This is a genomic window from Pseudodonghicola xiamenensis DSM 18339, from assembly GCF_000429365.1.
GTDB lineage: Bacteria > Pseudomonadota > Alphaproteobacteria > Rhodobacterales > Rhodobacteraceae > Pseudodonghicola > Pseudodonghicola xiamenensis.
On sequence record NZ_AUBS01000029.1, the window covers coordinates 14083 to 40225 of the forward strand.

Consider the following 26143-nt stretch of genomic DNA (forward strand, 5'->3'; position numbering starts at 1 on the left):
ATTACGCTCTGGAGGCGCAACAGCTTATGGAGGCCCCCATCAAACGATTTCCGTCCATCCAGGCGCTGCGCGCCATCGAGAGCGTTTCCCGCAACGGTGCGCTCTGGCTCGCAGCCGAAGAGCTGAACGTCACCCGTAGCGCGATCAGCCATCAGCTCCGGCTGCTTGAACGCGATCTGGGGTTCAAAATTCTCGAACGGGTCGGCAACCGTACCGTGGTCACTCCCCGCGCCCGGACCTATGCCGAAGACGTAGGCCGTGCATTGAGCATGATCGCCAGCTCCTCGGCGCGGGCCAGCCAGCACGGGCTGAGCGGACGACTGACGGTCAGCGCGCCGCCGGGCTTCGTCTCGGCCTGGCTCTGCCTGCATGTCCGTGACTTTATCGAGGAAAACCCAGAAGTCGTGCTGAACATCGTCAGCGCCCGCAACCTCGCCGATACCAGCAACCCCGAGGCCGATACCTTCATCACCTTCGGTGATGATGCCCGGCCCCATGTCCATGCCGAACCCTTGCTGGCAGTGGAATTCACCCCCTTGTGCAGCCCCGCATATCTGACGCGCTTCGAAGGTTTCAGTGACCCGCGCCATCTCGAACGCGCCACGCTGCTGCATATGTACGACTTCACCGACTGGCGGAAATGGATGCAGCTTTCCGGCCTGCCGATGGAAAACGCCAACCGGGGCGTCTGCTATTCCGACATGAACATCGTGCATACTGCCGTTCTGGCCGGCGAAGGAATCGCGATCGGCGACACCGTGCTTTGGCGCAACGACCTGGAAAACGGCAAGCTGATGCGACCATTTGCCCGTTCTTTGCACTCGGATACCGGGTATTTTCTCTGTACACCTGAGGAGAGCTTGGAAAACCCGATCGTCACGGAATTCCATAACTGGTTGAAAACACGCTTGGAAGTGAACCGTCTTCACCCAGAAAACACAGCCTGACAAATTTCATTTGCCTCCCTATTCAATAGGTTTCATTTGCAGTCTTTCCTCCGGCTTCCCTACGCTTGAGACACTGTGGACAAGAACCAGAAAGCGAGGCGATTGTGGCAAGCACAACGCAAATCGAAGTGTGTTCGATCGGGAAGAAATACGGTAAATTCAAAGCGTTGGGCGATATCAACCTGGGTATCGCCGAGGGTGAATTCCTGTCGTTGCTTGGCCCCTCGGGCTCTGGCAAGACAACGCTTCTGACGCTGATCGGCGGCTATGACGCCCCCAGCTCGGGGCGCCTTCTGTTCGACGGTCAGGACATGACGAACTGGCCGGCAAAACAGCGCGGTTTCGGCATGGTGTTCCAGGGCTACGCGCTGTTTCCACATCTGACGGTCGCCGAGAACATCGCCTTTCCCCTGAAGGTGCAGAAGCGGTCGAAGGCACAGATCGCCGACCGCGTCGCCCAGATGGTCGAGATGGTCGGCCTATCCGGTCACGAAGCGAAAAAGCCCACGGCGCTTTCGGGCGGCCAGCAGCAACGGGTGGCCCTGGCCCGCGCCCTGGCCTATGAGCCGAAAGTGCTGCTGCTGGACGAACCCTTCTCGGCGCTCGACAAGAACCTACGCGGCCAGATGCAGGAAGAACTGCGTCGTCTGCACCGCGACCTGGGCACGACCTTCGTCTTCGTCACCCACGATCAGGAAGAGGCGCTGGCGCTCTCGACGCATATCGCCATCTTCAACCATGGCGAACTGCAGCAGATCGGCACCCCGGAAGAGGTATACGAGCGACCGGCCAACCGCTTCACTGCCGAATTCCTCGGCGACATCAACCTGCTGTCGCTCGACGGCAGCACCGGCTGCTTGGCCGAAACGGCGATCGAGTTGCCGAAGACTATCGCCGGGCAAAGCCACCTCGCCATCCGTCCCGAACATATGCGCCTCGCCGCCGATGACGATGCGATCCAATTGCCGGTGCGGCTGCGCGATCGCGTCTATCTCGGTTCGAAATCCAGGCTTCTCCTGGAAACCAGCGGGGGAGAGGAGCTGATGCTCTATCTCGACAACGACCCCACCGACATGCGCCCCGGATCGGAACTCCGGGTCGCATGGGATGCCCGCGACAGCTTCGCGGTCTGACCTCACCCCACAAAAAATCTCTGATCCGGGCCACCGCGTGACCCGGGCCGGCGTCTCGCATCCCAAGGTCAGCAACCAAAACAACAAACCCAACAGGAAAGTGAGAACATGAACCAGAATTTTCGCAACGATTGCATGGCGATCCTCAAGGAACGGCTCGACAAGGGCCAGATCTCGCGCCGCCAGCTCATGCAGGGCATGGGCGCGCTGCTGGGCACGACGGCGCTCGGGCTGGGCACCGGCCGGGCCCAGGCGGCCACTGACGATCTGGTCTTCGTGAACTGGGGCGGCGATGCGCTCACCGCCATGAACGAAGCCTTTGGCAAACCCTTCACCGCCGAAACCGGCATCAATGTGCGCTATGACGGCTCGGGCCCCACCGAAGGGGCAATCATCGCGCAGGCCAAGGGCGGCAACCCGACCTGGGACCTGGTCGATGCCGAGCCCTTCTCGGCACAGGCGCTTGGCCGCAAGGGCATGATCGAGCCGATCGACTACAGCATCGTCGACCCGGCCAAACAGCGCGAGGGCTTCCAATGGGAATATTCCTCGTCGTGCTATTTCTATTCCTATGTCATCGCCTATGATGCGACCCAATACGACACGCCGCCGACCTCCTTGGCGGATTTCTTCGATACCGAGAAATTCCCCGGCAAGCGGTCCATGTACAAGTGGGGCGCCGGCATGTGGGAGGCCGCTCTTCTGGCCGATGGCGTGGCCCCCGAGGATCTCTATCCGCTTGATCTGGAGCGCGCCCATGCCAAGATCGCTGGTTTCAAGGATCACATCGGTGCCTTCTGGGGCGGTGGTGCGGAAAGCCAATCGCTGCTGCTGAACGGCGATGTCTCCATGGCGCTGATCTGGAACACCCGCGCCAGCCTTCTCTACAAGGATACCGACGGGGAAATTTCCTTCACCTGGAACGACGGGATCATCGGGCCGGGCGGCATTGCCGTCATCAAGGACAACCCCGGCGGCACCGAGGCGGCGATGCGCTATATCGCAGCCACACAGGAGCCCGAGCGCCAGGTGGTACTGTTCCAGTTGCTGGGCAACGGCCCCGGCAACCCGGCGGCAGATGCGCTGATCCCCGAGGAGGAGCGCATGTTCAATCCGGTCGATCCGGAAAACTTCGCCAAGCAGGTCCCTCTCGATATGGCCTGGTACGAGGAAAACTACAGCGCCGCGCTCGACGCGTATCTGCAGATCATCTCCGCCTGACCCGCTGACAGCGCCGCTCTTGCCCAGGTTCACGCAAGAGCGGCGCAAGGACCCTCTCATGCGCGCCTTTCTTTTTCTGATATGCCCCTTGCTGCTGTTCCTCGGGTGCAGCTACCTGCTGCCGTTTCTCGGGATCATGCAGCTCAGCTTCAGCGATCCCGATCCCGGACTTGCCCAATATCGCCATGTCCTGTCCGATCCGCTAACGCTCAGCGTGATCTGGCGGACGCTGCGGATCTGCGCGATCGTGACCGTCGTGTCGGTGATCGCCGCCTATATCATCACCCTGCTCTGGGTGCGCGGCCGGCCCCTGGTACGCAGCCTGACCGAGCTGTGCATCATGATCCCGTTCTGGATTTCAGTCCTCAGCCGCGCCTTCGGGTGGATGTCGATGCTGTCGAACCGGGGACTGCTCAATACCTGGCTCAAAGATCTCGGGTTGATCGACGCCTCGTTGCAGATGACCCGCAATGAATTCGCGGTCGTCATCGGCATGTCGCACTACCTCATCCCCTTCGCCGTATTTCCCCTGGCCACCGCCATACGCAATGTCGACGAACGCGTTTTGACCGCCGCCGATGGCATGGGCGCGTCCCGCCTGCGCATCTTCTGGCAGGTGTTCCTGCCGATGACCGCCAGCGGCATCATCGGCGCCACCCTTCTGGTCTTCGTCTTCTCGATCGGCTTCTTCGTGACCCCGGCCCTGCTGGGCGGCGGCCAATCGGTTCTGATCGCCGAGCTGATCTACCTCTGGATCTTCCAGATCCCGCAATGGGGCATGGCCGCGGCAATGAGCGTGATCCTGATGATCGCGGTGGGGGGCATCCTCGTCCTGCTGATGCGTCGCTATGGGGAGGTGGCCAAATGATCAGGCTTCGCCCCGGGCGCATCGCCACATTGCTCACCGCGCTAGTCGCGCTCTTCCTGCTGATGCCGCTGATCGCGGTGATCCCGGTCAGCTTCACCTCGCGCCGCTATCTCAGCCTGCCGGACGGCAAATACTCGCTGCGCCACTACCGGGCCCTGCTCGAGGATCCCGCCTGGCTCGACAGTTTCCTCACCTCGGTTCAGGTGGGGCTGATCGCCAGCCTGCTGGCGGTGGTTCTAGCGACGGCCTTCTGTATCGGCATCTGGATGCTGCGCCCGAAACTGTCTGGTGTGATGACCGGCTTTGTCCTGCTGCCCATGGTGGCGCCGCCCGTCGTATCATCGCTGACGCTCTATTTCTTCCTGACCCGCCTGTCACAATGGAACGACCTCATCGCCTATGACTCGCTGGGCGGGGTGATCCTGGCCCATATGGTGATGATCGTCCCCTATGCGGTTGTGGTCATCATGGTCTCGCTCAGCCAGCTTGACCGGCGCATGGATCTGGCGGCCCAATCCATGGGCGCCAGCGTGGCCAGACGGGTCTTTGGGGTGATCCTCCCCAATGTACGGTTCGGTCTGCTCGGGGCGTTCTTCCTGTGCTTCCTGCTGTCCTGGGATGAAATCGGCGTGACGCTCTTCGTGACCTCGGTCGACACCATCACCCTGCCGCGCCGCATGTGGATGGGTCTGCGCGATAATGTCGATCCCTCTATTGCAGCGCTCTCGGTGCTGCTGATCCTCGTGGTCAGCACCGTGATCATTCTCCGCGCGATCCTGCTCATGCGCAGGGAGGCCCGGGCGAAATAGACCCCACGCAACACTGCCGCACGGTCCCGGCCGTGCGCCCTTCCCTCCGAACACAAGAAACAATCCCAAAGAGAAATAAGGTGCGACATGCATTTTGGTCTGACCGATGAACAGGAGATGATCGTCTCCACCGTCCGCAGCTTCGTGGAAAACGAGATCTATCCGCATGAAACCCTGGTCGAGCGCACAGGCGAAGTGCCTGCCGAGATCGCGCAGGAGATCAAGCAGAAATGCATTGACCTTGGTTTCTACGCTTCGAACTTTCCCGAAAGCGTCGGCGGTCCGGGGCTGAGCCACGTTGATTTCGCGCTGGTCGAACGTGAACTGGGCCGCGGCTCCATGGCGCTGACCCATTTCTTCGGCCGGCCCCAGAACATCCTGATGGCCTGCAAGGGCGACCAGATCGACAAATATCTGATGCCTGCCGTCCGCGGCGAAAAGATGGATGCGCTGGCGATGACTGAACCCGATGCCGGCTCGGACGTGCGTGGCATGAAATGCACCGCCACCCGCGAGGGCGGCGATTGGGTGATCAACGGCTCGAAACACTTCATCTCCGGCGCCGAGCATGCGGATTTCGTCATTGTCTTCGTCGCCACCGGCGTCGATGAAACCCCGCGCGGACCGAAGAAGCGGATCACCTGCTTCCTCGTCGATCGCGGCACCCCCGGGTTTGAGATCGCCCGCGGCTACAACTCGGTCTCGCACCGGGGCTACAAGAACTCGATCCTCTACTTCGACAACTGCCGGCTCTCGGACGCGCAGGTCCTGGGCGACGTCGACGGCGGCTTCGACGTGATGAACGAATGGCTCTATGCCACCCGGATCACTGTCGCCACGAACTCGGTCGGGCGCGCGCGCCGGGTCTTCGATCACGCGCTGAGCTATGCCGCCGAGCGCAAGCAGTTCGGCCAGCCCATCGGCAAGTTCCAGGGCGTCAGCTTCCAGATCGCCGATATGATCACGGAAATCGACGCGGCCGACCTGCTGACCCTCTCGGCGGCCTGGCGGCTGGATCAGGGACTGCCGGCGAACCGCGAGATCGCCTCAGCCAAGGTCTATGCTTCGGAAATGCTGGCGCGGGTCACCGACCGGGCGCTGCAGATCCACGGCGGCATGGGGTTGATGGATGAGCTCCCCATCGAGCGGTTCTGGCGCGATGCCCGTGTCGAACGCATCTGGGACGGCACGTCGGAAATCCAACGCCACATCATCAGCCGAGACCTCTTCCGGCCACTGGGAGCCTAACGCATGCAGCCGCTCAGCCGTTTTTTCTCGCCCCGGGCCATCGCCGTCATCGGTGGCGGCACCTGGTGCGAAAGCGTGGTGCGCCAGTGCCGCGCAACCGGCTTTACCGGACCGATCTGGCCGGTACACCCCAAGAGATCCGACGTCGGCGGCCTGCCCGCCTACCCTGATCTCGCCTCCCTGCCCGCTACGCCGGATGCCGCATTCATCGGAGTGAATCGTGACCTCTCGGTGCAAATCGCGGGAGAGCTTTCCGCCATGGGGTGCGGCGGGGCGGTCTGTTTTGCCGCCGGCTTCAGCGAGGCAGTCTCCGAACTGGCGGACGGGGACGAACTTCAGACCAAACTGGTCGAAGCCGCCGGCGAAATGCGCCTCCTCGGCCCGAACTGCTATGGCATCGTCAACGCGCTTGACGGCGTGGCACTCTGGCCGGACCGGCACGGTCTCTCGCCCTGTGAAAAGGGTGTTGCGGTCATTGGCCAGTCGTCCAACGTGCTGATCAACCTCACCATGCAGCGCCGTGGCCTGCCACTGGCCACCGTCGTCGCGGCGGGCAATCAGGCCCAGACCTCGATGGCCGATCTGGGCATCGCGCTGCTCGAGGATCCGCGCATCACGGCATTGGGTCTGCACATCGAGGGGATCAGCGATCTGCCCGCCTTCGAGGCGCTGGCGGCCCACGCGGCCGACCTGGGCAAGCCCATTGCCGCGCTGCGTGTCGGCGCATCCGAACAGGCGCAGGCGGCGGCGGTCTCGCATACCGCCTCGCTCACAGGGTCGGACGCGGGGGCCAGGGCCCTGCTGCGGCGGCTTGGCATCGCCCAGGTCGAAACCCCCTCGGAGCTCGTCGAAACGCTGAAGATCCTGCACGTCACCGGCGGCCTGCGCTCGGCGCGTATCGCATCGGCCTCCTGCTCGGGGGGCGAGGCATCGCTGATGGCCGACATGGGCGCGATCTCGGGCGTGGATTATCCGCCCCTGGATGATGCTCAGAAGACCGGGCTCCGCGCCGTGCTCGGCCCCAAGGTCGCTCTGGCCAACCCCTTGGATTACAACACCTATATCTGGGGAAACGAGGATGCGTTGACAGCAGCCTTCACTGCCCTGTGCGATACCGGGGCCGACCTGGGGATGGGCTGCGTGGTGGTGGATTATCCCCGCACCGACCGCTTCGAGGCCCCCGACTACGACCAGGTGCTGCGCGCGGTCGCCAAGACCCAAAAGGCGACGGGAACGCCGATGGCCATGGTCTCGCTGCTGGCCGAAGGTCTGCCCGAGCCGGTGGCGCGTCAGGCGCTCGAGCTGGGCATCGTGCCGCTTTGCGGGATGGGCGATGCGCTTCGGGCAATCCGCGCGTCGGTACTGGCCCCGAACGCGCGCAATGCACGCCCTGAGCCGGTAACGCAGCCGGTCAACGGCTGCAGTGCCCCGCGCATCTTTTCCGAGGCCGAGGCCAAGGCTCTGCTGTCGCAGGCAGGTATCCGGGTGCCGAGATCGCTGCAGGCCGACCGCGCCGAGAGCGCCGGAAGCTGCGCCACCGAAATCGGCTTTCCCGTGGTGCTCAAGGGCGAAGGCATCGCCCACAAGACCGAGGCCGGGGCTGTGGTGCTGAACCTCGCCAGTTCCGATGAGGTGACACAGGCCGCCGCGAAAATGCCCGCGACCAGCTTCCTGGTCGAGGAAATGATCACCGGGACCGTCGCCGAGCTGATCGTCGGTGTGACGCGTGATCCGGCGCATGGTTTCGTCCTGACGCTGGGGCTGGGCGGCATCCTGACCGAGCTGATCCGAGACACCGCTTCGGTGCTGATCCCGGCCAGCCGCGACGACATCCGCGCAGCGTTGCAAAGCCTGCGCACCGCGCCGCTGCTCTCCGGTTACCGGGGCCGCCCCGGGGCAGATATCGAGGCGGTGATCGACACCGTCATGGCGCTGCAATCCCTGGTGCAGACCCACGCAGGCGCGCTGCATGAAATCGAAATCAACCCGCTGATCTGCCGCGCTGCCGGCGCGGTTGCGGCAGATGCCCTCATCAGAATGGAAGAGGTAAAATGACGCTGAAAAATGTACTGACCGAGCGCCGCGGCGCCGTCCTGGAAGTCACCCTGAACCGGCCTAAGGCCAATGCTATCGACATGGCGACGAGCCAGGAGCTTGGCGAGATTTTCACCGCCTTCCGGGACGATCCGGAGCTGCGTGTAGCGATCATCACCGGTGCGGGAGAGAAGTTTTTCTGTCCTGGCTGGGATCTGAAGGCCGCCGCCGAGGGCGAAGGGCCGGATGCCGATTACGGCAAGGGTGGCTTTGGCGGATTGCAGGAGCTGCGCGGGTTGAACAAGCCGGTGATCGCCGCCGTCAACGGCATCGCCTGCGGCGGTGGGCTGGAACTTGCGATCAGCGCCGACATCATCTTCGCCGCCGATCACGCCACCTTCGCCCTGCCTGAAATTCGTTCTGGCACCGTCGCCGATGCAGCTTCGATCAAACTGCCCAAGCGCATCCCCTATCACATCGCGATGGAGCTGCTTTACACCGGCCGCTGGTTCGATGCCGAAGAGGCGCATCGTTGGGGGTTGATCAACCGTATCGTCCCCGCCGCCGAGCTGATGGATCAGGTGCGCCAGATGGCTGACGATCTGGCCGCCGGTCCTCCGCTGGTCTTCGCCGCGATCAAGGAAATCGCTCGCGAGGCCGAGGACATGAAGTTCCAGGACGCGATGAACCGGATCAACACGAGTCAGTTCGAAACCGTCGAACGGCTCTATCGGTCCGAGGACCAGAAGGAAGGCGCCCGTGCCTTCGCAGAAAAACGCGATCCGGTCTGGAAAGGCCGGTAACCCGCGACAGGAGACGACATGCCCCTTCAGATGAACCGCAAACTCTTTCTCACCGCCGCGATCACCGGTGCCGGTGCCACCCAGGACAAGAGCCGCCTGGTGCCGCGTTCGCCCCAGGAGATCGCCGAGGCCGCCATCGACGCCGCCAAGGCCGGCGCCGCCATCGTGCATTGCCATGTGCGCGATCCGGAAACCGGCGCGCCATGCCGCGATTTGGAGTATTACCGAGAGCTCACCGACCGCATCCGCTCTGCCGAGGTCGATGTGGTGCTGAACCTCACTGCCGGGGTCGGCGGCGATCTGACCTTCGGCGGGCCGAAGACACCGATGGCGCTGGACGCGCCGAACACCGACATGGCCGGCGCCACCGAGCGGATGGCCCATATCCGCGCCTGTCTGCCCGAAATCTGCACACTGGATTGCGGGTCAATGAATTTCGGCGACGGCGAATATGTCATGACCAACACGCCCGGCATGCTGCGCGCGATGGGCGCGATGATGACCGAGCTGGGGGTAAAGCCCGAGATCGAGGCCTTCGATACCGGCCATCTGTGGTTCGCCACGCAGTTGGTGAAGGAAGGTGTACTGGCCGATCCGGCGCTGGTGCAGCTGTGCATGGGCATCCCCTGGGGCGCCCCCAACGACCTCAACACCTTTCTGGCGATGGTCAACAACGTGCCGGCAAACTGGACCTGGTCGGCCTTCAGCCTGGGGCGCGATCAGATGCCCTATGTCGCCGCCGCAGCCCTGGCCGGGGGCAATGTGCGTGTGGGGCTTGAGGATAACCTCTATCTCGATCGCGGTGTGCTGGCGACCAATGCGCAACTGGTGGAGCGCGCGGCCAGCCTTCTGTCCAACATGGGTGCCACGCTGATGGGCCCGCAAGAGGTACGCGACATGCTGGGCCTGACCAAGCGCGCGCCCGCCGGGGTGGGCGCATGAGCCGCGCGGCGATCATCGGCGGCGGCGTCATCGGCGGCGGTTGGGCGGCGCGTTTCCTGCTGAACGGCTGGGATGTGGCGGTCTTCGATCCCGATCCAGAGGCCGAGCGTAAGATCGGCGAGGTGTTGGCCAATGCCCGCGCCGCGCTACCGGCGCTGTATGACCGCGCGCTGCCTTCGGAGGGCACGCTCTCCTTCTGCGGCTCCATCGCCGAAGCAGTCGAGGGCGCCGACTGGGTGCAGGAAAGCGTTTCGGAACGGCTAGATCTGAAGCACCGCGTTTACGACGAAATCGCCGCAGCCCTGTCAGAGGCGGGCTTTATCGCCTCCTCCACCTCCGGCCTAAAGGCCAGCGATCTGGCGGCCAAAGGGCATCCCGTGGTGGTGGTCCATCCGTTCAACCCGGTCTATCTGCTGCCGCTGATCGAACTCTCCGGCGCGCCTGCGCTCTGCGACCGGGCGGCTCAGGTGGTCACCTCCCTTGGCATGGCGCCCCTGACCCTGCGCAAGGAAATCGACGCCTTCATCGGAAACCGCTTTCAGGAAGCCGTCTGGCGCGAGGCGCTGTGGATGCTGAAGGACGGCATCGCCACCACCGCCGAGATCGACGATGCGATCCGGCTGGGCTTTGGCCTGCGGTGGGCGCAGATGGGCCTGTTCGAAACCTATCGCATCGCCGGCGGCGAGGCCGGGATGCAAAGCTATCTCGAACAATTCGGCCCGACATTGTCCTGGCCCTGGACCAAATTGATGGACGTGCCCGATCTGGATCAGGCGCTGATCGAGACGATCAGCCGGCAATCCGATGCGCAATCGGGCGGCAAGACCGTGCGCGAGCTGGAGCGGCTGCGCGACGACAATCTGGTTGCCATCCTGCGCGGACTGCGCCGCACCGGCAGCGGTGCCGGCGGCGTGATCCTCGGCCATGAAGCGACCCTGCCCGAGGGCGGAGAGATCGACGGCCTGCCGATTACCTCGCGCCGCGCCGTGCCGGTGACCTGGACCGATTACAACGGCCATATGAACGAAGCCGCTTATCTGGAGCTTGGCACCTGGGCCACCGACGGCATGATGCAACTGGTTGGCGCCGATGAGGCCTATATCGCCAGCGGCAAGAGCTTTTTCACCGTCGATACCCGCATCCGCTATCTCGATGAGGTGCAGCGGGGTGAAGTGCTGAGCGTCACCACCCAGGTGCTGCAGGGCGAGGGCAAGAAGATGAAGCTGTTCCACCGCGCCTTCAAGCTGGATGGCGGCCTGGCCGCCACCATCGAGACGCTGCTGCTGCATACTGATCTGACCACCCGCCGCGCCTGTCCGCCAGAACCCGAGGTGGCCGCGGCACTCGCCCGTTATGCCAAAGCCCATGCCGGCCGCTCTGCCCAAGGCGCTAGTGGGGCCGTCGGCGACAGACCCTGAGATCAAGGAGGACTGACATGACGATCTCTCCCGAAGAACAACAAACCCGGGAAGAGCTGGCCGCCTGCTACCGGCTGGCGGCGCTGCACCGGCTGACCGATCTGATCTATACCCATATCACCGCCCGGGTTCCGGGAGAGGAGGGGCATTTCCTGATCAACCCCTACGGCTGGCGCTGGGAAGAGATCACCGCCTCCTCCCTGGTCAAGATCGACGTCGACGGTAACACCGTCGACGGCAGCCCGCATCGGGTCAACCCGGCGGGCTTCACCATCCATTCCGCGGTGCACATGAACCGCCACGATGCCGCCTGGATCATGCACACCCATACCCGCGCGGGCGTGGCGGTGTCCTGCCTGGAAGAGGGGCTCTTGCCGCTCAATCAGATCTCTCTGCAATTCCACAACCGGATCGGCTATCACGACTTCGAGGGTATCGCGCTGGATCTGGAGGAGCGGGACCGCATCGTCGCCGATCTGGGGAATCATCCGGTGCTGATGCTGCGCAATCACGGGCTGATCGCGACGGGGCGCAGCGCTGCCGAGATGTTCAGCAACATGTTCTATCTGGAACGCGCCTGCGACATCCAGATCGCCGCCACCTCCAGCGGCCAGCCGATCCGGCTGATCGACGACGAGATCGCCGCGCGGGTCCATCGGCAATATGTACAGATGAACGAAGAAGATGGCGATCTGGCGCTGGAATGGGCCGCGCATCTGCGGTCGATCGACGGGGTGGGCAGCGATTATCGAGGCTGACCGCCCAGGTCCGGCGGCGCATCGCATCGCCGGACCGTCCCTGCCGCCCGCCCCCCGAGCACGTTCGGCGGCCGCAAGCCTTACGACCACTTCTTCGCCAAACCGCTCGCGGCCAGCCGGAACCGCCGCCGCGACGGCGCACAGCCCCCCCTTGAACCCGGCCTCGGGTCGGAGTATCGCTCGATAGGCTACCGGCTTGCTGCCGGTGGCGAAATCCACATCCGCAGACCGCGCGCCTCAGGCAAGGGATCACCGATCCCAGGCAGAATGCCCTACGCCTCCAGGCGCCGGCCCCAGACACAGGACCGATATCGGCATCAGCCCCTCTTCCGTCACGGAGGATGGAGAATGCGTCATCCCGCCTGACCCACGCGCCAGCACTGCCCCCGACGCTCGCCCAGCGACCACGCGAACAAAAGACGTCCCACCCGAATGCAGAAATTGCTCCGACCGCTCCCTCTCGCGCTTCTCTCTCTCGGGATCTTGCTGCACGGTCGCCGGGATTTCCTCCTGACCGATGGCGCCCCCCTGATCACGACACTGGTTTTTCTGCTCTCCGCCCTGCCCTATCTGATCGCCCTGATCGCGCTCAGGCGTCACCCCGAAAGCTGGCAGCCGGCCCTGGTGGCGGCTTCTGTCCTGCTGATGATGGATCTGGCGGTGGCCCACAGCGTCCTGATTGCTCCGGATCTTTCTGCCGGGCTTTTGTCTCTCGTGGTCGAGCCGCTGGTCAATCTGCTGCTGGCGCTGCCCTTTGGCTGGCACCTGGGCCGCCTTATGTCGCGGGGGTGAGCCCGCGGGCCTCGCGCGCCAGCCGCTCGATCGCCGACCAGTCGCCGGCAGTGACCAGAGATTTCGGTGCCACCCAGCTGCCGCCCACACAGGGCACCGTAGGCAGACGCAGATAGTCCGGCGCCGTCGTCACGCTGACCCCACCGGTCGGACAAAAGGAAATCCCCGGCAACGGCGCCGCCAATGCGGCCAGTGCCGGCGCCCCACCGGCAGGCCCGGCAGGAAAGAACTTCAGCATATCATACCCGCGCGCGGCCAGCCGCATTGCCTCGCTCGCAGTGGCGGCGCCAGGCAACAATGGCAGCCCGGCAGCCTCGCAAGCGGCCAGAAGGTCATCGGTCGCCCCGGGCGAGACCGCGAACTGGGCCCCCGCCGCCAGGGCCAGATCGACATCGGCCGGCGTTATCACCGTCCCGGCGCCCACCACCGCGCCCTCCAGCCCGGCCATGGCGCGGATCGCCTCAGCCGCCGCCGGGGTGCGCAGGGTCACCTCCAGCACCGGCAGGCCACCGGCGACCAGCGCCTGACCCAGCGATCGCGCCTGCGCAGCCTGCTCGATCACCAGAACCGGGATCACCGGGGCCAGCACCGCCAGCTCCCGCATGCGCCGGCTGGCCGAGTGCGGATCAATCCTCATCCCCGCCTCCGAAAAACACGCTGGCGCCGGCTGTCGCCGCACCGACATGGGCGCGAAACGCACCAAACAGCTCGCGCCCGACGCCGGCCTGATGCGCCGAGAGATCGGCCATGGCCGGAGCACGGTCCAACACCCCCGGCGTCAGGATATCCAACCTCCCCGTCACCGCATCGAGCCGGACCAGATCGCCATCGCGCAACCGCGCGATAGGGCCACCGTCCAACGCCTCGGGGCAGACGTGGATCGCCGCCGGAACCTTGCCCGAAGCGCCCGACATCCGCCCATCGGTCACCAGCGCCACCTTGAGCCCCTGCCCCTGCAGGATCGACAACAGTGGCGTCAGGCTGTGCAGCTCGGGCATGCCGTTCGCACGCGGTCCCTGGAACCGGACCACAACGATGGTATCGCTGGTGAATTCGCCCGCCTTGAATGCCGCCTTCACCGCCTTTTGCCCACTGAACACCCTGATCGGCGCTTCGACCACATGGTGTTCGGGCGCCACCGCCGATACCTTGATCACCGCTTCGCCCAGCGACCCGCTGAGCTTTTTCAGCCCGCCCGAGGTCTGGAACGGATCGATCACCGGGCGCAGGATCTGCCGGTTCACGCTGTCGCCCGGACCATCGTGCCAGACCAGTTCATCGCCGATCAGCTTCGGCTCGCGGGTGTAGCGGTCCAGTCCGGGGCCAACGACCGTTTCGGTATCCGGGTGCAACAGCCCCGCACCCAGCAATTCGCCGATCACATAGGCCAGGCCACCCGCCGCATGGAAGTGGTTCACATCGGCAAGCCCATTGGGATAGACCCGCGCGATCAGCGGCGTGACCGCGGAAAGATCGGAAAAATCCTGCCACTCGATCTGAATGCCACCTGCCCGCGCCATGGCGACGAGGTGAATCAGGTGGTTGGTAGAGCCCCCCGTCGCCATCAACCCGACGATGCCGTTGACGAAGGCGCGTTCGTCGAGGATGCGGTAAGTGGGCGTGTAGGCCTGCCCCAGAGCGGTGATCTCCAGCGCCCGCCGAGTGGCCGCTTGGGTCAACGCGCTGCGCAAATCGGTTCCCGGATTGACGAAACTGGCACCGGGCAGATGCAGCCCCATCAGTTCCATCAGCATCTGGTTGGAATTCGCCGTCCCGTAGAAGGTGCAGGTGCCCGGTCCGTGATAGGCCGCCATCTCGGCCGCCATCAGGGCCGTGCGGTCGATCTCTCCCTTGGCGAAGCGCTGACGAACCTTGGCCTTTTCGTCATTCGGCAGGCCACTGATCATCGGCCCCGCCGGCACGAAGACCGCCGGCAGATGACCAAAGGCCTGGGCGGCGATCACCAGCCCCGGCACGATTTTGTCGCAGACCCCCAGGAAAAGCGCCGCATCGAACACATTGTGGCTGAGCGCCACCGCCGCCGCCATCGCGATCACATCGCGCGAGAACAGGCTGAGCTCCATCCCCGCCGCCCCTTGGGTGACCCCGTCGCACATCGCCGGAACCCCGCCCGCTACCTGGGCGGAGCCACCAGCCGCGCGCGCAGCATCGCGGATCAGCGCCGGATAGGTTTCAAACGGACGGTGCGCCGAGAGCATGTCATTATAGGCTGTGACAATGCCCAGATTACCGCCCGAGGCTCCGGCCAACGCGGCCTGATCCGGCCCCGCCCCGGCATAGGCATGGGCCTGACCGGAACAGCTCAGATGGGTCCGGGCCGGCCCCTCTTCTTCCGCCGCGCGCATCCGGTTCAGATACGCCGCCCGCGTCGCCGCGCTGCGGGCCGTGATCCGCGCGGTCACATCTGTCACCGCGGGTCTGAGAGTGGGGATCAAAGTCATCGGTGTCCTGCCCTGGCTGGGCGACAAACGCCCGGCTGGCGGGTATCATTCCAGCCCACCGGCGCTGTTGCAAGCCTTCTATGGGGGGGAAGTTCGGTTCGCTGTTCCCATCGTGGGCGCCGCTGGCGAAAACCTGCCGCAGCAACGATATTGCAGCAGGGCATGCCTTGGCCCGCCCTTGTCCCCTACCCTCAGCATCATCCTGTAACCCCTTGATCAGAAACTCGTTTCAAGCTGCATATCCGCGCCAGAAACACACGGCCCCACCGACGGGTGCCCACAGAGCGCGTCCGGGGGGAAATAATCCACAATTCTATCCACAAAGCGCCCCACGCAGACAAACCCAAAGCCACGCGATATTGATTAAAGACAAGAACTGCGCATCCCGACGGGGGTAAATCGAGAAAAATGACGAAAAATATCAGTTCACATTAAGGCGTTATTCGCCTGAAAACATCCGTAACGCTGTGGATAACGATCAACCCCAAGCAGCGAGCGCAGCAAAGACCGTTCAAGGCAGGCTGCGCAGATACTCCAGCACGGCGGGCCGCACGCTTTGGTCTCCGCGATGGCGGGCGTCGATGATCCGCTTGCGGAGCTCGCCCAGATCGACGCGGTGCAGCAGGCTCTTGACCGGGCCGATCGAGGCCGGACGCATCGACAGCGTCCGGATCCCTATCGCAGCCAGGCACAGCGCCTCTACCGGGCGACCGGCGTCCTCTCCACAGAAGCTCAATGGCGTGCCTGACCGATCGCACCGTTCGACGATCCGCTCGATCAGGCTGAGGAAACTGACATTCAGCGTATCATACCGCCGCCGCACCCGTTCGTTTTCACGGTCGGCAGCAAAGAAGAACTGCTTCAGGTCATTGCCGCCGATCGACAGGAAGCCGACCTCGTCAAAGAACTTCTGCGGCGCAAAGGCGAGTGAGGGCGTCTCGAGCATCGCGCCCACCTCGATCCGTTCAGGCAGGACGTGCCCCAGCTTGCGCTCGCGTTCGACCATCTTGTCGACCTCGGCGCGCGCCTCACGATATTCCTCGAACTGGGCGACAAAGGGGAACATGAGTGACAAAGGCCGGCCCGCCGCCGCCCGGAGCAGCGCCTGCAATTGCATCCGCATCACCCCGGGCTTGTCGAGCCCGACGCGGATCGCCCGCCAGCCCAGAGCCGGATTGGGTTCATCCGTGGGCTTCATATAGGGCAACACCTTGTCCGATCCGATATCCAGGGTCCGGAACACCACGCGCTTGCCGTCGGCGGCATCCAGCACCCGTTCGTAGAGCGCCACCAGCTCCGACCGTTTCGGCATCTTGTTGTGGATCAGAAACTGCAGCTCGGTCCGGAACAAGCCGACCCCTTCGGCGCCCGAACTGTCAAGCGAGGGCAGATCCGCCATCAGACCGGCATTCATCACCAGGGCAATCGTCTGACCGTCCTGCGTTACAGCCGGCTTGTCGCGGATCGAGGCATAGCGCTCTTGCGCCTCTGCCCGCATCGCGATCTTGTCGCGGAACGCGGCGACGATCGTGTCATCGGGGCGCAGATGCACCAGCCCCTGATCGCCATCGACCATGATGTGATCGCCATTCAACGCCTCTGCGGTGATCCGTTTCGCGCGCACGACCAGCGGGATCGCCAGGGCGCGGGCGACGATGGCGGCATGTGACCCGACCGAACCCTCTTCGAGCACGATACCACGCAGGTTACGGCCATATTCCAGCAGATCCCCCGGGCCGATATTGCGCGCGACCAGGATCGGATCGGCCGGCAGGTCGGCACCAGTGTTCTGGCCCTGACCGGTCAGAATTCGCAACAGCCGGTTCGACAAATCATCCAGATCCGAAAGCCGTTCGCGCAGATAGGCATCCTGCGCCTGCGCCATCCGCTTGCGCGCCAGGCTTTGTTCCTTTTCCACTGCGGCCTCGGCCGACAGGCCCCGGGAGATGTCCTCTTCCATCCGCCGCATCCAACCGCGGGAATTGGCGAACATCCGGTAAGTTTCCAGCACCTGAAGCTGTTCGGTGTCCTCGGTCGACGACAATTGCAGCATTTTGTCGACACCGACGCGCAATTCCTCCACCGCAGTATGCAACCGCTCGGTTTCACGCTGGGGATCGTCGGCGATCGGATTGGTGACGACGACGCGGGGCTCGTGCAGCCAGGCGTGGCCTTCTGCGGCTCCCTCCTGCGCGCTGACCCCACGGATCAGTTCGGTGCGCTGATGCGGCGGCGACAGCGCAGCGCCCTCTCCGACAAAGGCGCCAAGCTCCGCCATCTCGGCCAGCACCATGGCGACGACTTCAAGGGCATAGACCTCATCCGCCGAGAATTGCCGTGCCTCGCGTGACTGCACCACCAGCACACCCAGCGATTCGCCCAGACGCTGCACCGGAATCCCGAGGAAGGAAGAATAGCGTTCCTCCCCCGTCTCCGGCATGTAACGAAAGCCCCGTTCGCTTGGTGCATCGGCGGTGTTGACCACGACACCTGTCTTGGCCACCCGACCGACCAGCCCTTCACCCAACCGCATCCGGGTGTGATGCACCGCCTCGGCCTTGAGACCTTCTGTCGCGCACAACTCCAGCGTATCCGCGTCGCGGAACAGATAGATCGAACAAACCTCGGACCCCATGCTGTCAGCGATCAGATGGGTAATCTTGTCCAGCCGGGTCTGGCCCGCATCGCTGCTGGCCATAACCTCTCGCAGCCGTTTCAGCAGCTTGCGACTCTCGCTTTCCGTGCCGTCTGGCATAGGCCTCGTTCACATTGCGGCGTCAGACACGCCCGAGCGGGAACCGCTCAGGCCGCCTTATCCAGTTCGAACGCATCATGCAGCGCCTGAACCGCAAGTTCCATGTATTTCCGATCAATCAGGACGGAAATCTTGATCTCCGAGGTCGTAATGACCTTGATGTTGATCCCCTCGTCCGAGAGCACCTTGAACATCTTGGCCGCAACCCCGGTATGAGACCGCATGCCGATCCCCACCACCGAGATCTTGCAGACGTTGGTATCCTCGACGATGTCGTGGAAATTGATCTCACCGCTGTCCTTGGCCTTCTTCAGCGCCTCTTCGGCACGGGCCACCTGATTGGTCGGGCAGGAGAAGGTCATATCGGTGCGACCGTCCTCGCTGATGTTCTGCACGATCATGTCGACATTCACGCCAGCCTCGGACAGGGGCATGAAGATCGCGGCGGCGATGCCGGGACGATCGGCGACCGAGATCAGGGTCATCTTGGCCTCGTCACGGGAATGGGCCACACCGGAGACAACATTCAGTTCCATGATTTCCTCCTCGTCGCAGACGAGCGTGCCCGCCTCGTCGGATTGTTCCTCGAAGCTCGAAAGCACCCGCAGTTTCACATTATAACGCATCGCCAGCTCGACCGAGCGGGTCTGCAAGACCTTGGCGCCCAGAGAGGCCAGTTCCAGCATCTCTTCAAAGGCGATCTTGTCCAGCTTGCGCGCCTTTTCACAGATGCGCGGGTCGGTGGTATAGACCCCGTCCACATCCGTATAGATATCGCAGCGTTCGGCATCGAAGGCGGCGGCGAATGCCACGGCGGTGGTATCCGATCCGCCCCGGCCCAGCGTTGTGATCCGACCCTCGGGGCTGACGCCCTGAAAGCCCGCCACGACGGCGACCTTCATGCCCTCGTCAAACTTGCGCAGGATGTTTTCCGTCGGAATATCGACGATCCGCGCAGCGCTGTGCGCCGAGGTGGTCAGCAACGGCACCTGCCAGCCCTGCCAGCTCCGGGCCGGGATATCCATCTCTTGCAGCGTCAGCGCCATCAGCCCGGCGGTGACATTCTCCCCCGAGCTGACCACGGCATCATATTCGCGTGCGTCGAACAGCGGCGATGTCTCTTCGACATAGTTCACCAGCTCATTGGTCTTGCCGGCCATGGCCGAAACGATAACGATGACGTCATAGCCCTTGGCCACCTCGACACCGACACGTTTCGCAACGCGTCGGATCCGGTCGGGGTTGGCAACCGAGGTACCGCCGAATTTCATGACTAGGATGGGCATATGCGCTTTCCCTTAGGGCCCAAGTTCCGGCGCGGTTTATGCGCTGTCGCGGCAAAGAGCAAGATGGCTTGGGGATAACCGCCGGTTTTACCAGGGCTTGACGGATATCACCGCCGATAGTCGGCGGGGCGCAGAACATCAGACCGCACGTGGGTTTCGGCGCCCTCGACCACATCGGTATTTTGCGCCGCGACCACCTGCCAGCCCTGTGGCACGTCCCGGGCCACAAAGGTCAGGATGGTACGCCGGGGGCCGGCGACACCACCATCGGGCAGCCGCTGACCGGTCAGGGTGAAACGGCAACTCACCACCGCCACCTCGCCCAGATCACGAGTCCTGATCACCCCCGGCGTCAGGAGGCTCTCGGCAAAGAAAGTGCTCAACCCATAGGCATGCGACCGTTCGATTGCGGCACGGTCATGCCACCAGAGCCCGACGACATTCACGAAATCCGCATCTTCGGCAAAGAGTGCCGCCAGCGCCTTGGCATCCCGCGCCGCCCAGGCCGCAGCAAAAGCCGCGGGAATATCCTCGGGCCGCTGCGGCAGATCGGTCAATAGGCGTGCTCCCGCCCGTCCCAGGTGCGGAAACAGCCGGTATCGGCCAGATCAAGCGCAGCAAAACGGGTGACCAACCCATCGGCCGCCTCGTCCACGGTGATCTCGGCCGCCGCACCGCCCATGTCGGTCTGCACCCAGCCGGGATGATAGATGCCAACGGCGATGCCTTCAGCCCTCAGATCGGTCGACAGGTTGCGGCCAAGGTTCAGCACCGCCGCCTTCGAGGCCCGATAGATGTAACTGCCCCCCGGCGCCCGCTGATCCGACGCCATCTGCGACGAGATCACCGCGATCTTGCCGGTTGCCGCCCGCAGATTGGGCAACAATGCCTGAACCGCCAGAAAGGTGCCGGTGACATTCACCGCAAAGGCCTCGGCCCACATCTCGGGCGGATAACCGTCGTCCAACCGCTGGCCCTTGTCAGGATAGATGCCGGCATTGCAGATCAGCAGATCGACCGGGTCGCCCGCCAGCGCCGCCGCCATGGCACGGTGCCCGGCCGGATCGGCGACATCCAGCACCAGATCGGCACTGCCGTCGCGCGCGGTGCCGGTAACGCGATGACCGGCGGCGCGATACCGATCCGCCAAGGCCTTGCCAATGCCGCGTCCGGCTCCGGTGATCACAACATGCATCAATTCGTCTTTCTGTTGGGTAGAAAGGGCAACGGCGTGACCGGCACGCCGTCCTCGATCAGCGCGCGCGCCTCCTCGGCCTTAGCCTCTCCATAAATGGCCCGTTCCGGCGCGTCACCCTCATGCATGGCGCGCGCCTCGGCGGCGAAATTCATTCCGACGTATTCCGAGTTTCCCTCGATCTTACGCTTGAGCTCGGCCAGCGCCTGTTCGGCAGCGCTGGCAGGAGCAGCCAGCGGATGCTCGGCCGTGGCGGGCTCGGTCTCGCGCCCGTGCTGGACCTGCGGCGCCATCAACGCCTTTTCAACCTGGGGTGACCCGCAGACAGCACAATTCACCATGCCAGCGCCGGCCAGCTTGGTATAAGCGTCAGCGGATTGAAACCAGCTGTCGAAGGCGTGCCCTTCGGCACATTTGAGCGAATATCGGATCATTCCGGGATCCCTTGAAGAAGTACAGGATTAGATATCCACCCGACGGCGAAGATCAACCCCGCGGCACGATCCGCGCCGCGAAGCGCGCCACCAGATCGGCATGCGGGACATCGGCCTCGATCGCCAGGCGACGCAGACCGAAATGCACCTCGGCCACCTGCTGGTAATAGCGAGTATAGGCATAATTCACCCCTGCCCCCGCAACCGCGCCCAAAACCGGCACCGCCTGCGCCGCCAACTTCTGCCCCAGCGCCACCGACAACCGTGGCGCCACCGCCGTGATCAGCCGCTGCAACGCCGGCCCCGTCAATGTCAACCTGAGCGACAGGAAACTCAGATCGCTGCCATCGTCATCGGCCAGGGGCCCAGCCGCCGCGAAAACCCGGACACAATCGAAACGAACGCTCTCGGCTGCCGGATCGAAGCCCTGACGCGCCGCCGCCCCCTGAATCGCCCGCATCAGCAGAGTGGTGGTTGCCGGCAGTTCCAACAATGCACCCGAAAGGCCGGCAAAGCCGCCGGCGGCCCCGAAGACTGAAGTCATGGCTGTATTCACCCAGGGCGCCGGATCGCCGGTAACACGCCGGCTCTGTTCGGCCGCACGCAACGACAGATACAGCGCCTGCTCTGTCGCACCATCCAGGCCCGTGCGCACAGGCGCTGGCAAACGGTCGAGCAGACCTTCGGCACCGGTGCCCAGCGCATTCAGGAGCTTGAGCCCAGCCCCTCCGGCCGCGCGATAGCGTACCGCCAACCGGTCAAGCTCCGCCTCCGGATCAAGGGCTCCCTCTGGAGGTGGGAGAACTATGGCCTCGGTCATTGCGATCCCTCTGATTCCCCTTATCAGATCGGCACGCAGCGCCCGGGTTTCAATGGGAAGAGATCAGCCCGCCGGGCTCCAACGGGCAACGGCCCCGGTAATTTTGCCCCAAGCACCGGGGGTGAGCTCACGGCCCAGAACCCGATCCGGGTTGGTGGGCGGCGGCATTTCGACCCCGTCGAGCTTGGTGAAGCCGAACCGGTTGTAATAGGGCGCGTCCCCCACCAGCATCACCCGGTCCCAACCGGCCTCCTGCGCGGCAATCAGCGATTCCTCGATCAGCAAACCACCGAGCCCTTCGCCCTGGTGCGTCGGATGCACCGCCACCGGTCCGAGCAACAGCGCCTCGACCGCGCCGATCCGGATCGGCCAATAGCGAATGGCGCCGGCAACCGTACCGTCGTTGTCGCGCGCGACCAGACACAACCCGGCCACCGGATCGACGTCATCTCGCAGCCGATAGGACGACAGCGCCTCGCGCCCCGGCGCGAAACACAGATCATAAAGCGCCTCGACGTCCCACCAGTCTCCGGTTTGTTCCGGCCGCAGTTCGATCACCCGCCTGCCCTCCGCATCAGCTCGGCTGCTGCCCCTAGCACTCTGACGGGCGACGTCAAGCGCCACCGCGCCGGCAAACAGAGAAAGGGGGCTGTCTGCCCCCTCTTGGCCTTCGGCCAATTCACCCCCGAGGATATTTTTGCCAGATCGAAAGCCAGACCGCGCCCGCCCCTTCGATCTGGTTCAAATATCCCGGGGGGAAGGCCGCAGGCCGTTGGGGGGCAGCGCCCCCCCGCCGCCCTCAGGGGTCAATGCGATCCAAGGATGCCGGTCTTCACCGAGTAATCCACTGCCAGCGCGTAATCAGGATCATCGTCGCTGTCGATCATCAGATGGCCCGCCCTGGTCAGCAGCCGATGGCAATCGCGGCTGAGGTGACGCAACTGGATGCGCTTCCCCTCGGCCTCGTATTTCGCGGCCAGGGCCTCGATCGCCTGCAGCGCGGATTGGTCCACCACCCGGCTGTCGGCGAAATCGACGATCACCGTCGAGGGGTCTTCTTTCGGATCGAACAGTTCGACAAAGCCGTCGGTCGAACCGAAGAACAGCGGCCCCTGAATTTGATAGACCTTCGCGCCTTCCGGCGTCGCATAGGCCTTGGCATGGATGCGCTTGGCGTTATTCCAGGCGTAGGCCAGTGCCGAGACGATGACGCCGACCACCACGGCCACCGCCAGATCCTCGAACACCGTCACCACGGTGACCAGAATAATGACGAAAGCGTCGATCAGCGGCACCTTGGCGAGAATGCGGATCGAGTTCCAGGCGAAGGTGCCGATCACCACCATGAACATCACGCCCACCAGCGCGGCCAACGGGATCTGTTCGATCAGCGGCGAGGCAAAGAGGATGAAGCCCAGAAGGCAAAGCGCGGCGAAGATCGCAGCGATACGGGTGCGGCCGCCGGATTTCACGTTGATCATCGACTGGCCGATCATGGCGCAGCCGCCCATGCCGCCGAAGAAGCCGGTCAGCACGTTGGCGGTGCCCTGGGCGATGCATTCCTGGCTGGCGCCACCGCGCTTGCCGGTGATCTCGCCCACCAGGTTCAGCGTCAGCAGGCTTTCGATCAGCCCCACAGCGGCCATGATGACGGAATAGGGCAGGACGATCTTCAAGGTTTCCCAGGTGAAGGGAACTGCCGGAATATGGAACACCGGCAGCTCCCCCTTGATCGAGGCCATGTCGCCCACCCGCGGCACGTCGAGACCGAAGGCGATCACCAGCACGGCGGTCACCAGGATACCGGCGAGCGGCGCCGGCACCACCCGGGTCACCCGCGGGATGAAATGGATCACCGCCATGGTCAACGCCACCAGCCCCAGCATGGTCCAGAGCTGGAGACCCGACAGCCACTCTCCTCCACCGGTCGCGGCGCTGGCCGGCACCCGGAACTGGGTCAGCTGCGCCAGGAAGATCACGATGGCCAGCCCGTTGACGAACCCCAGCATCACCGGATGCGGCACCAGCCGGATGAACTTGCCCCATCGCATGATGCCAACGACAATCTGGATCAGCCCCATCAGCACCACCGCCGCCAGAAGGTATTCGACCCCGTGGCTCATCACCAGCGACACGATGACCACAGCGATGGCCCCGGTCGCGCCCGAGATCATGCCGGGCCGGCCACCGATCAGCGCGGTCACCAGTCCGATGATAAAGGCGGCATAGAGCCCCATCAGCGGGTTTACATCGGCGACGAAGGCGAAGGCCACCGCCTCGGGCACCAGCGCCAGCGCCACGGTCAGCCCGGAGAGAAGCTCGATCCTGAGCCGACCGAGACTGAACCCTTCGTCCGGCATCCAGCGCAGATCGGGTTTTTCGATACGAGAGGCGAAGGCGGCCAGAAGGGCGCGGGGCATGCATGCTCCTTGGGGTTGGGTTTGGCGGGACATTTGTCTTTGCTGCGGCGCAGCGTCTACAGGGTTACCCCCTGGCACGTCAATGCAAGCGGGCCAATACACCGAACAGCGGGTCCATGAGGGCACAGATCACGGGCATTGCCGCGAAGTCCCCCCTCCCCTCTGACGTCCGGGCGAGCTAGGCTGCCCAGTGGGGGCGGATCATGGCAATCATCACCTGTTGGCAGGATATCGAGGATCGGGGCAGCGACTGGCTGACCCCTGCGGAGAGAAAGCTGATCGCCGCCTGCCGGGTGGCGGAAGAATGTATCCTCGGCGACGGGACATTGCCACCCGAGGGGACACCTGATCCCGAACGCCGGGTGCGGGCGGAGGTGTTGCGCTATCTGATCCTCGGGGGATGCGATCGGTGCAAGGTTCAGGGTTGGGGTGTGCGGGTATCCGGAGCCTATGTGGAGGGGCGGCTCGATCTGTCGTTTCAGACGGCAGTGGGGGTAACGAGCCTCCTTGTTTGTCGCATCGAGCAGGAGATTGTCGCCCTCCAGGCTCGGTTTGAATTTCTGAACCTCACTGAAAGCCACCTGCCCGGCCTCAATGCACAGGGTGCAAAGGTGACTGGCGATGTTTTTCTACGCGGCGTCACCGCGACCGGCGCGGTCAGCCTCGCCGGCGCCTCCATCGGCGGTTCGCTTGTCTGCGAGGGCGCCCACTTTATCGGGAGAGAGGACAGTCATGCGCTGAGCGCGCAAGGCGCGACAGTGACCGGAAGTGTTTTCCTGCGCGACGTCACCGCTACCGGCATGGTCCGCCTTTCCGGCGCCTCCATCGGTGGCCAGCTTGCCTGTGTCGGCGCTCGCTTCGCTGGAACGAAAGGGGAAAAGGCGCTGAACGCGCAGGGGCTGCGGGTCACCCGGGGCCTGATTTGGCGCCACGTGACGGTCGAGGCCGGATCGGTGGACCTCAACGCCGCACATATTGGCGAACTGTTTGACGATCCAAACTGCTGGCCGGATCGGGGACGGCTGATCCTCGATGGTTTCACCTATGACCGGATTTCCGGCGCCCCAACCGATGCCAACACCCGACTGAACTGGCTTTCCATGGGCGACACCTGGAATGGCACGTTCTTCCCTCAGCCCTATACCCAGCTTGCCAAGGTGCTGCACGAGATGGGGCACGACCGGGATGCGCGGAAGGTGCTGGCGCGGCGTGAGCAGAAGATTCAGGCGGACATGCGTCGGCGTCTGCGTGTGGAGCTCGACGGCAGTTGGAGGGCCGGGGTTCGCTCGGTCTGGCTCGACGTCCTCCGCCCGTTGCTCTGGGTCTGGGATCTGCTGCTGCGTTGGGTGGTGGGCTATGGGCATCATCCGTTCCGCAGCCTTCTCTGGTTGCTGGGGCTTTGGGCCGCCGCCGTCTGGCTGGCGCATATGGCCTGGACCGCTGGCGATTTCGCGCCGAACTCCGGGCCGGTGCAGATGTCCGACCGCTGGCAGGCGCTGGCGGTGAGCGTCGAAAACCCCTCCCTGATCTGGTCGTCGGCCTCCGAGGCCGGCCGCGATTGGGAAACCTTCAACCGCTATGGCTGGGCCGCCGATCTGGTGATCCCGATCATCGACCTGGGCCAGACCGCGGCCTGGGCGCCCTCCACCGCGCGCGGCGACTGGGGGCGCAGGCTCTGGCGCTGCGGCTTCCTTTTGCAGATGGCGGGCTGGATCGTCACCGCGCTGGGGGCTGCCGCGATCACCGGGATCATTCGCCGGGACTGAGCCGATTTTGGGCAGGGTCGCGCCCTGCCCCG

The 26143-nt window shown here is 64.2% G+C and carries 23 protein-coding genes; 13 read left to right on the forward strand and 10 right to left on the reverse strand.

Annotated features, from left to right (window positions below; all coding sequences use genetic code 11):
* The first annotated feature begins 26 nt into the window (after positions 1–26).
* The 12 genes from G455_RS24500 to G455_RS0117430 all read left to right on the forward strand — a co-directional run bounded on the left by G455_RS24500 (position 27) and on the right by G455_RS0117430 (position 12973).
* Positions 27–947 carry a LysR substrate-binding domain-containing protein gene (locus G455_RS24500; RefSeq protein WP_084437118.1) on the forward strand — a complete coding sequence of 307 codons (921 nt, stop codon included), beginning with the start codon at positions 27–29 and terminating at the stop codon, positions 945–947.
* Between the two features lie 104 nt (positions 948–1051).
* Positions 1052–2080, forward strand: coding sequence for an ABC transporter ATP-binding protein (locus G455_RS0117380; RefSeq protein WP_028094861.1), 1029 nt, complete (start codon positions 1052–1054; stop codon positions 2078–2080).
* Positions 2081–2188: 108 nt separating this feature from the next.
* Positions 2189–3301: an ABC transporter substrate-binding protein gene (locus G455_RS0117385; protein WP_028094862.1), complete on the forward strand. Its 1113-nt coding sequence runs from the start codon at positions 2189–2191 to the stop codon at positions 3299–3301.
* Between the two features lie 58 nt (positions 3302–3359).
* Positions 3360–4169, forward strand: a complete 810-nt coding sequence (locus G455_RS0117390; protein WP_028094863.1) for an ABC transporter permease — start codon at positions 3360–3362, stop codon at positions 4167–4169.
* Entirely contained in the window at positions 4166–4978 is an 813-nt protein-coding gene (locus G455_RS0117395) for an ABC transporter permease (RefSeq protein WP_028094864.1), read from the forward strand. Before G455_RS0117390 ends, G455_RS0117395 begins: the two co-directional genes overlap by 4 nt.
* 87 nt (positions 4979–5065) lie before the next feature.
* Positions 5066–6226, forward strand: a complete 1161-nt coding sequence (locus G455_RS0117400) for an acyl-CoA dehydrogenase family protein (protein ID WP_028094865.1) — start codon at positions 5066–5068, stop codon at positions 6224–6226.
* Positions 6227–6229: 3 nt separating this feature from the next.
* Positions 6230–8281, forward strand: a complete 2052-nt coding sequence (locus tag G455_RS0117405) for an acetate--CoA ligase family protein (protein ID WP_028094866.1) — start codon at positions 6230–6232, stop codon at positions 8279–8281.
* Positions 8278–9063 carry a carnitinyl-CoA dehydratase gene (locus G455_RS0117410; protein ID WP_028094867.1) on the forward strand — a complete coding sequence of 262 codons (786 nt, stop codon included), beginning with the start codon at positions 8278–8280 and terminating at the stop codon, positions 9061–9063. Before G455_RS0117405 ends, G455_RS0117410 begins: the two co-directional genes overlap by 4 nt.
* A gap of 18 nt (positions 9064–9081) precedes the next feature.
* Positions 9082–10005 (forward strand): BKACE family enzyme, encoded by a 924-nt coding sequence (locus G455_RS0117415; RefSeq protein WP_028094868.1) that lies wholly within the window; start codon positions 9082–9084, stop codon positions 10003–10005.
* The gene (locus tag G455_RS0117420) at positions 10002–11423 is read left to right on the forward strand and encodes a carnitine 3-dehydrogenase (protein ID WP_028094869.1); all 1422 of its coding nucleotides are present in this window, start codon (positions 10002–10004) and stop codon (positions 11421–11423) included. The genes G455_RS0117415 and G455_RS0117420 overlap by 4 nt, the downstream gene beginning before the upstream one ends.
* Positions 11420–12181 carry a class II aldolase/adducin family protein gene (locus G455_RS0117425; protein ID WP_268246097.1) on the forward strand — a complete coding sequence of 254 codons (762 nt, stop codon included), beginning with the start codon at positions 11420–11422 and terminating at the stop codon, positions 12179–12181. The genes G455_RS0117420 and G455_RS0117425 overlap by 4 nt, the downstream gene beginning before the upstream one ends.
* Positions 12182–12613: 432 nt before the next feature.
* Positions 12614–12973: a hypothetical protein gene (locus G455_RS0117430; protein ID WP_028094871.1), complete on the forward strand. Its 360-nt coding sequence runs from the start codon at positions 12614–12616 to the stop codon at positions 12971–12973.
* Here the strand turns inward: G455_RS0117430 and eda are convergent.
* The 10 genes from eda to G455_RS0117480 all read right to left on the reverse strand — a co-directional run bounded on the left by eda (position 12957) and on the right by G455_RS0117480 (position 24345).
* A complete protein-coding gene (gene eda, locus G455_RS0117435; protein ID WP_028094872.1) occupies positions 12957–13610 on the reverse strand; it encodes a bifunctional 4-hydroxy-2-oxoglutarate aldolase/2-dehydro-3-deoxy-phosphogluconate aldolase in 654 nt (217 codons plus the stop codon). The two genes, G455_RS0117430 and eda, sit on opposite strands and share 17 nt — an antisense overlap.
* Positions 13600–15435: a phosphogluconate dehydratase gene (gene edd / locus G455_RS0117440; protein WP_035366958.1), complete on the reverse strand. Its 1836-nt coding sequence runs from the start codon at positions 15433–15435 to the stop codon at positions 13600–13602. Before edd ends, eda begins: the two co-directional genes overlap by 11 nt.
* 511 nt (positions 15436–15946) lie before the next feature.
* Positions 15947–18190 (reverse strand): phosphoenolpyruvate--protein phosphotransferase, encoded by a 2244-nt coding sequence (ptsP, locus tag G455_RS0117445; RefSeq protein WP_028094874.1) that lies wholly within the window; start codon positions 18188–18190, stop codon positions 15947–15949.
* A gap of 47 nt (positions 18191–18237) precedes the next feature.
* Positions 18238–19476: an aspartate kinase gene (locus G455_RS0117450; RefSeq protein ID WP_028094875.1), complete on the reverse strand. Its 1239-nt coding sequence runs from the start codon at positions 19474–19476 to the stop codon at positions 18238–18240.
* Between the two features lie 107 nt (positions 19477–19583).
* Positions 19584–20033, reverse strand: coding sequence for an SgcJ/EcaC family oxidoreductase (locus G455_RS0117455; protein WP_028094876.1), 450 nt, complete (start codon positions 20031–20033; stop codon positions 19584–19586).
* Positions 20030–20671, reverse strand: a complete 642-nt coding sequence (locus tag G455_RS0117460; protein ID WP_028094877.1) for an SDR family NAD(P)-dependent oxidoreductase — start codon at positions 20669–20671, stop codon at positions 20030–20032. Before G455_RS0117460 ends, G455_RS0117455 begins: the two co-directional genes overlap by 4 nt.
* On the reverse strand, positions 20671–21105 hold the full coding sequence (locus G455_RS0117465) for a DUF1178 family protein (protein WP_028094878.1): 435 nt from the start codon (positions 21103–21105) through the stop codon (positions 20671–20673). Before G455_RS0117465 ends, G455_RS0117460 begins: the two co-directional genes overlap by 1 nt.
* Positions 21106–21157: 52 nt before the next feature.
* Positions 21158–21925 carry an EcsC family protein gene (locus G455_RS0117470; protein WP_051312597.1) on the reverse strand — a complete coding sequence of 256 codons (768 nt, stop codon included), beginning with the start codon at positions 21923–21925 and terminating at the stop codon, positions 21158–21160.
* Positions 21926–21988: 63 nt separating this feature from the next.
* The gene (locus tag G455_RS0117475) at positions 21989–22483 is read right to left on the reverse strand and encodes a GNAT family N-acetyltransferase (RefSeq protein ID WP_028094880.1); all 495 of its coding nucleotides are present in this window, start codon (positions 22481–22483) and stop codon (positions 21989–21991) included.
* 248 nt (positions 22484–22731) lie between these two features.
* Positions 22732–24345: a SulP family inorganic anion transporter gene (locus tag G455_RS0117480; protein ID WP_028094881.1), complete on the reverse strand. Its 1614-nt coding sequence runs from the start codon at positions 24343–24345 to the stop codon at positions 22732–22734.
* A 203-nt stretch (positions 24346–24548) separates the two neighbouring features.
* On the opposite strand from G455_RS0117480, the gene G455_RS0117485 reads away from it, so the two are divergent.
* Positions 24549–26111 carry a hypothetical protein gene (locus G455_RS0117485; protein ID WP_028094882.1) on the forward strand — a complete coding sequence of 521 codons (1563 nt, stop codon included), beginning with the start codon at positions 24549–24551 and terminating at the stop codon, positions 26109–26111.
* The last annotated feature ends 32 nt before the right edge of the window (positions 26112–26143 follow it).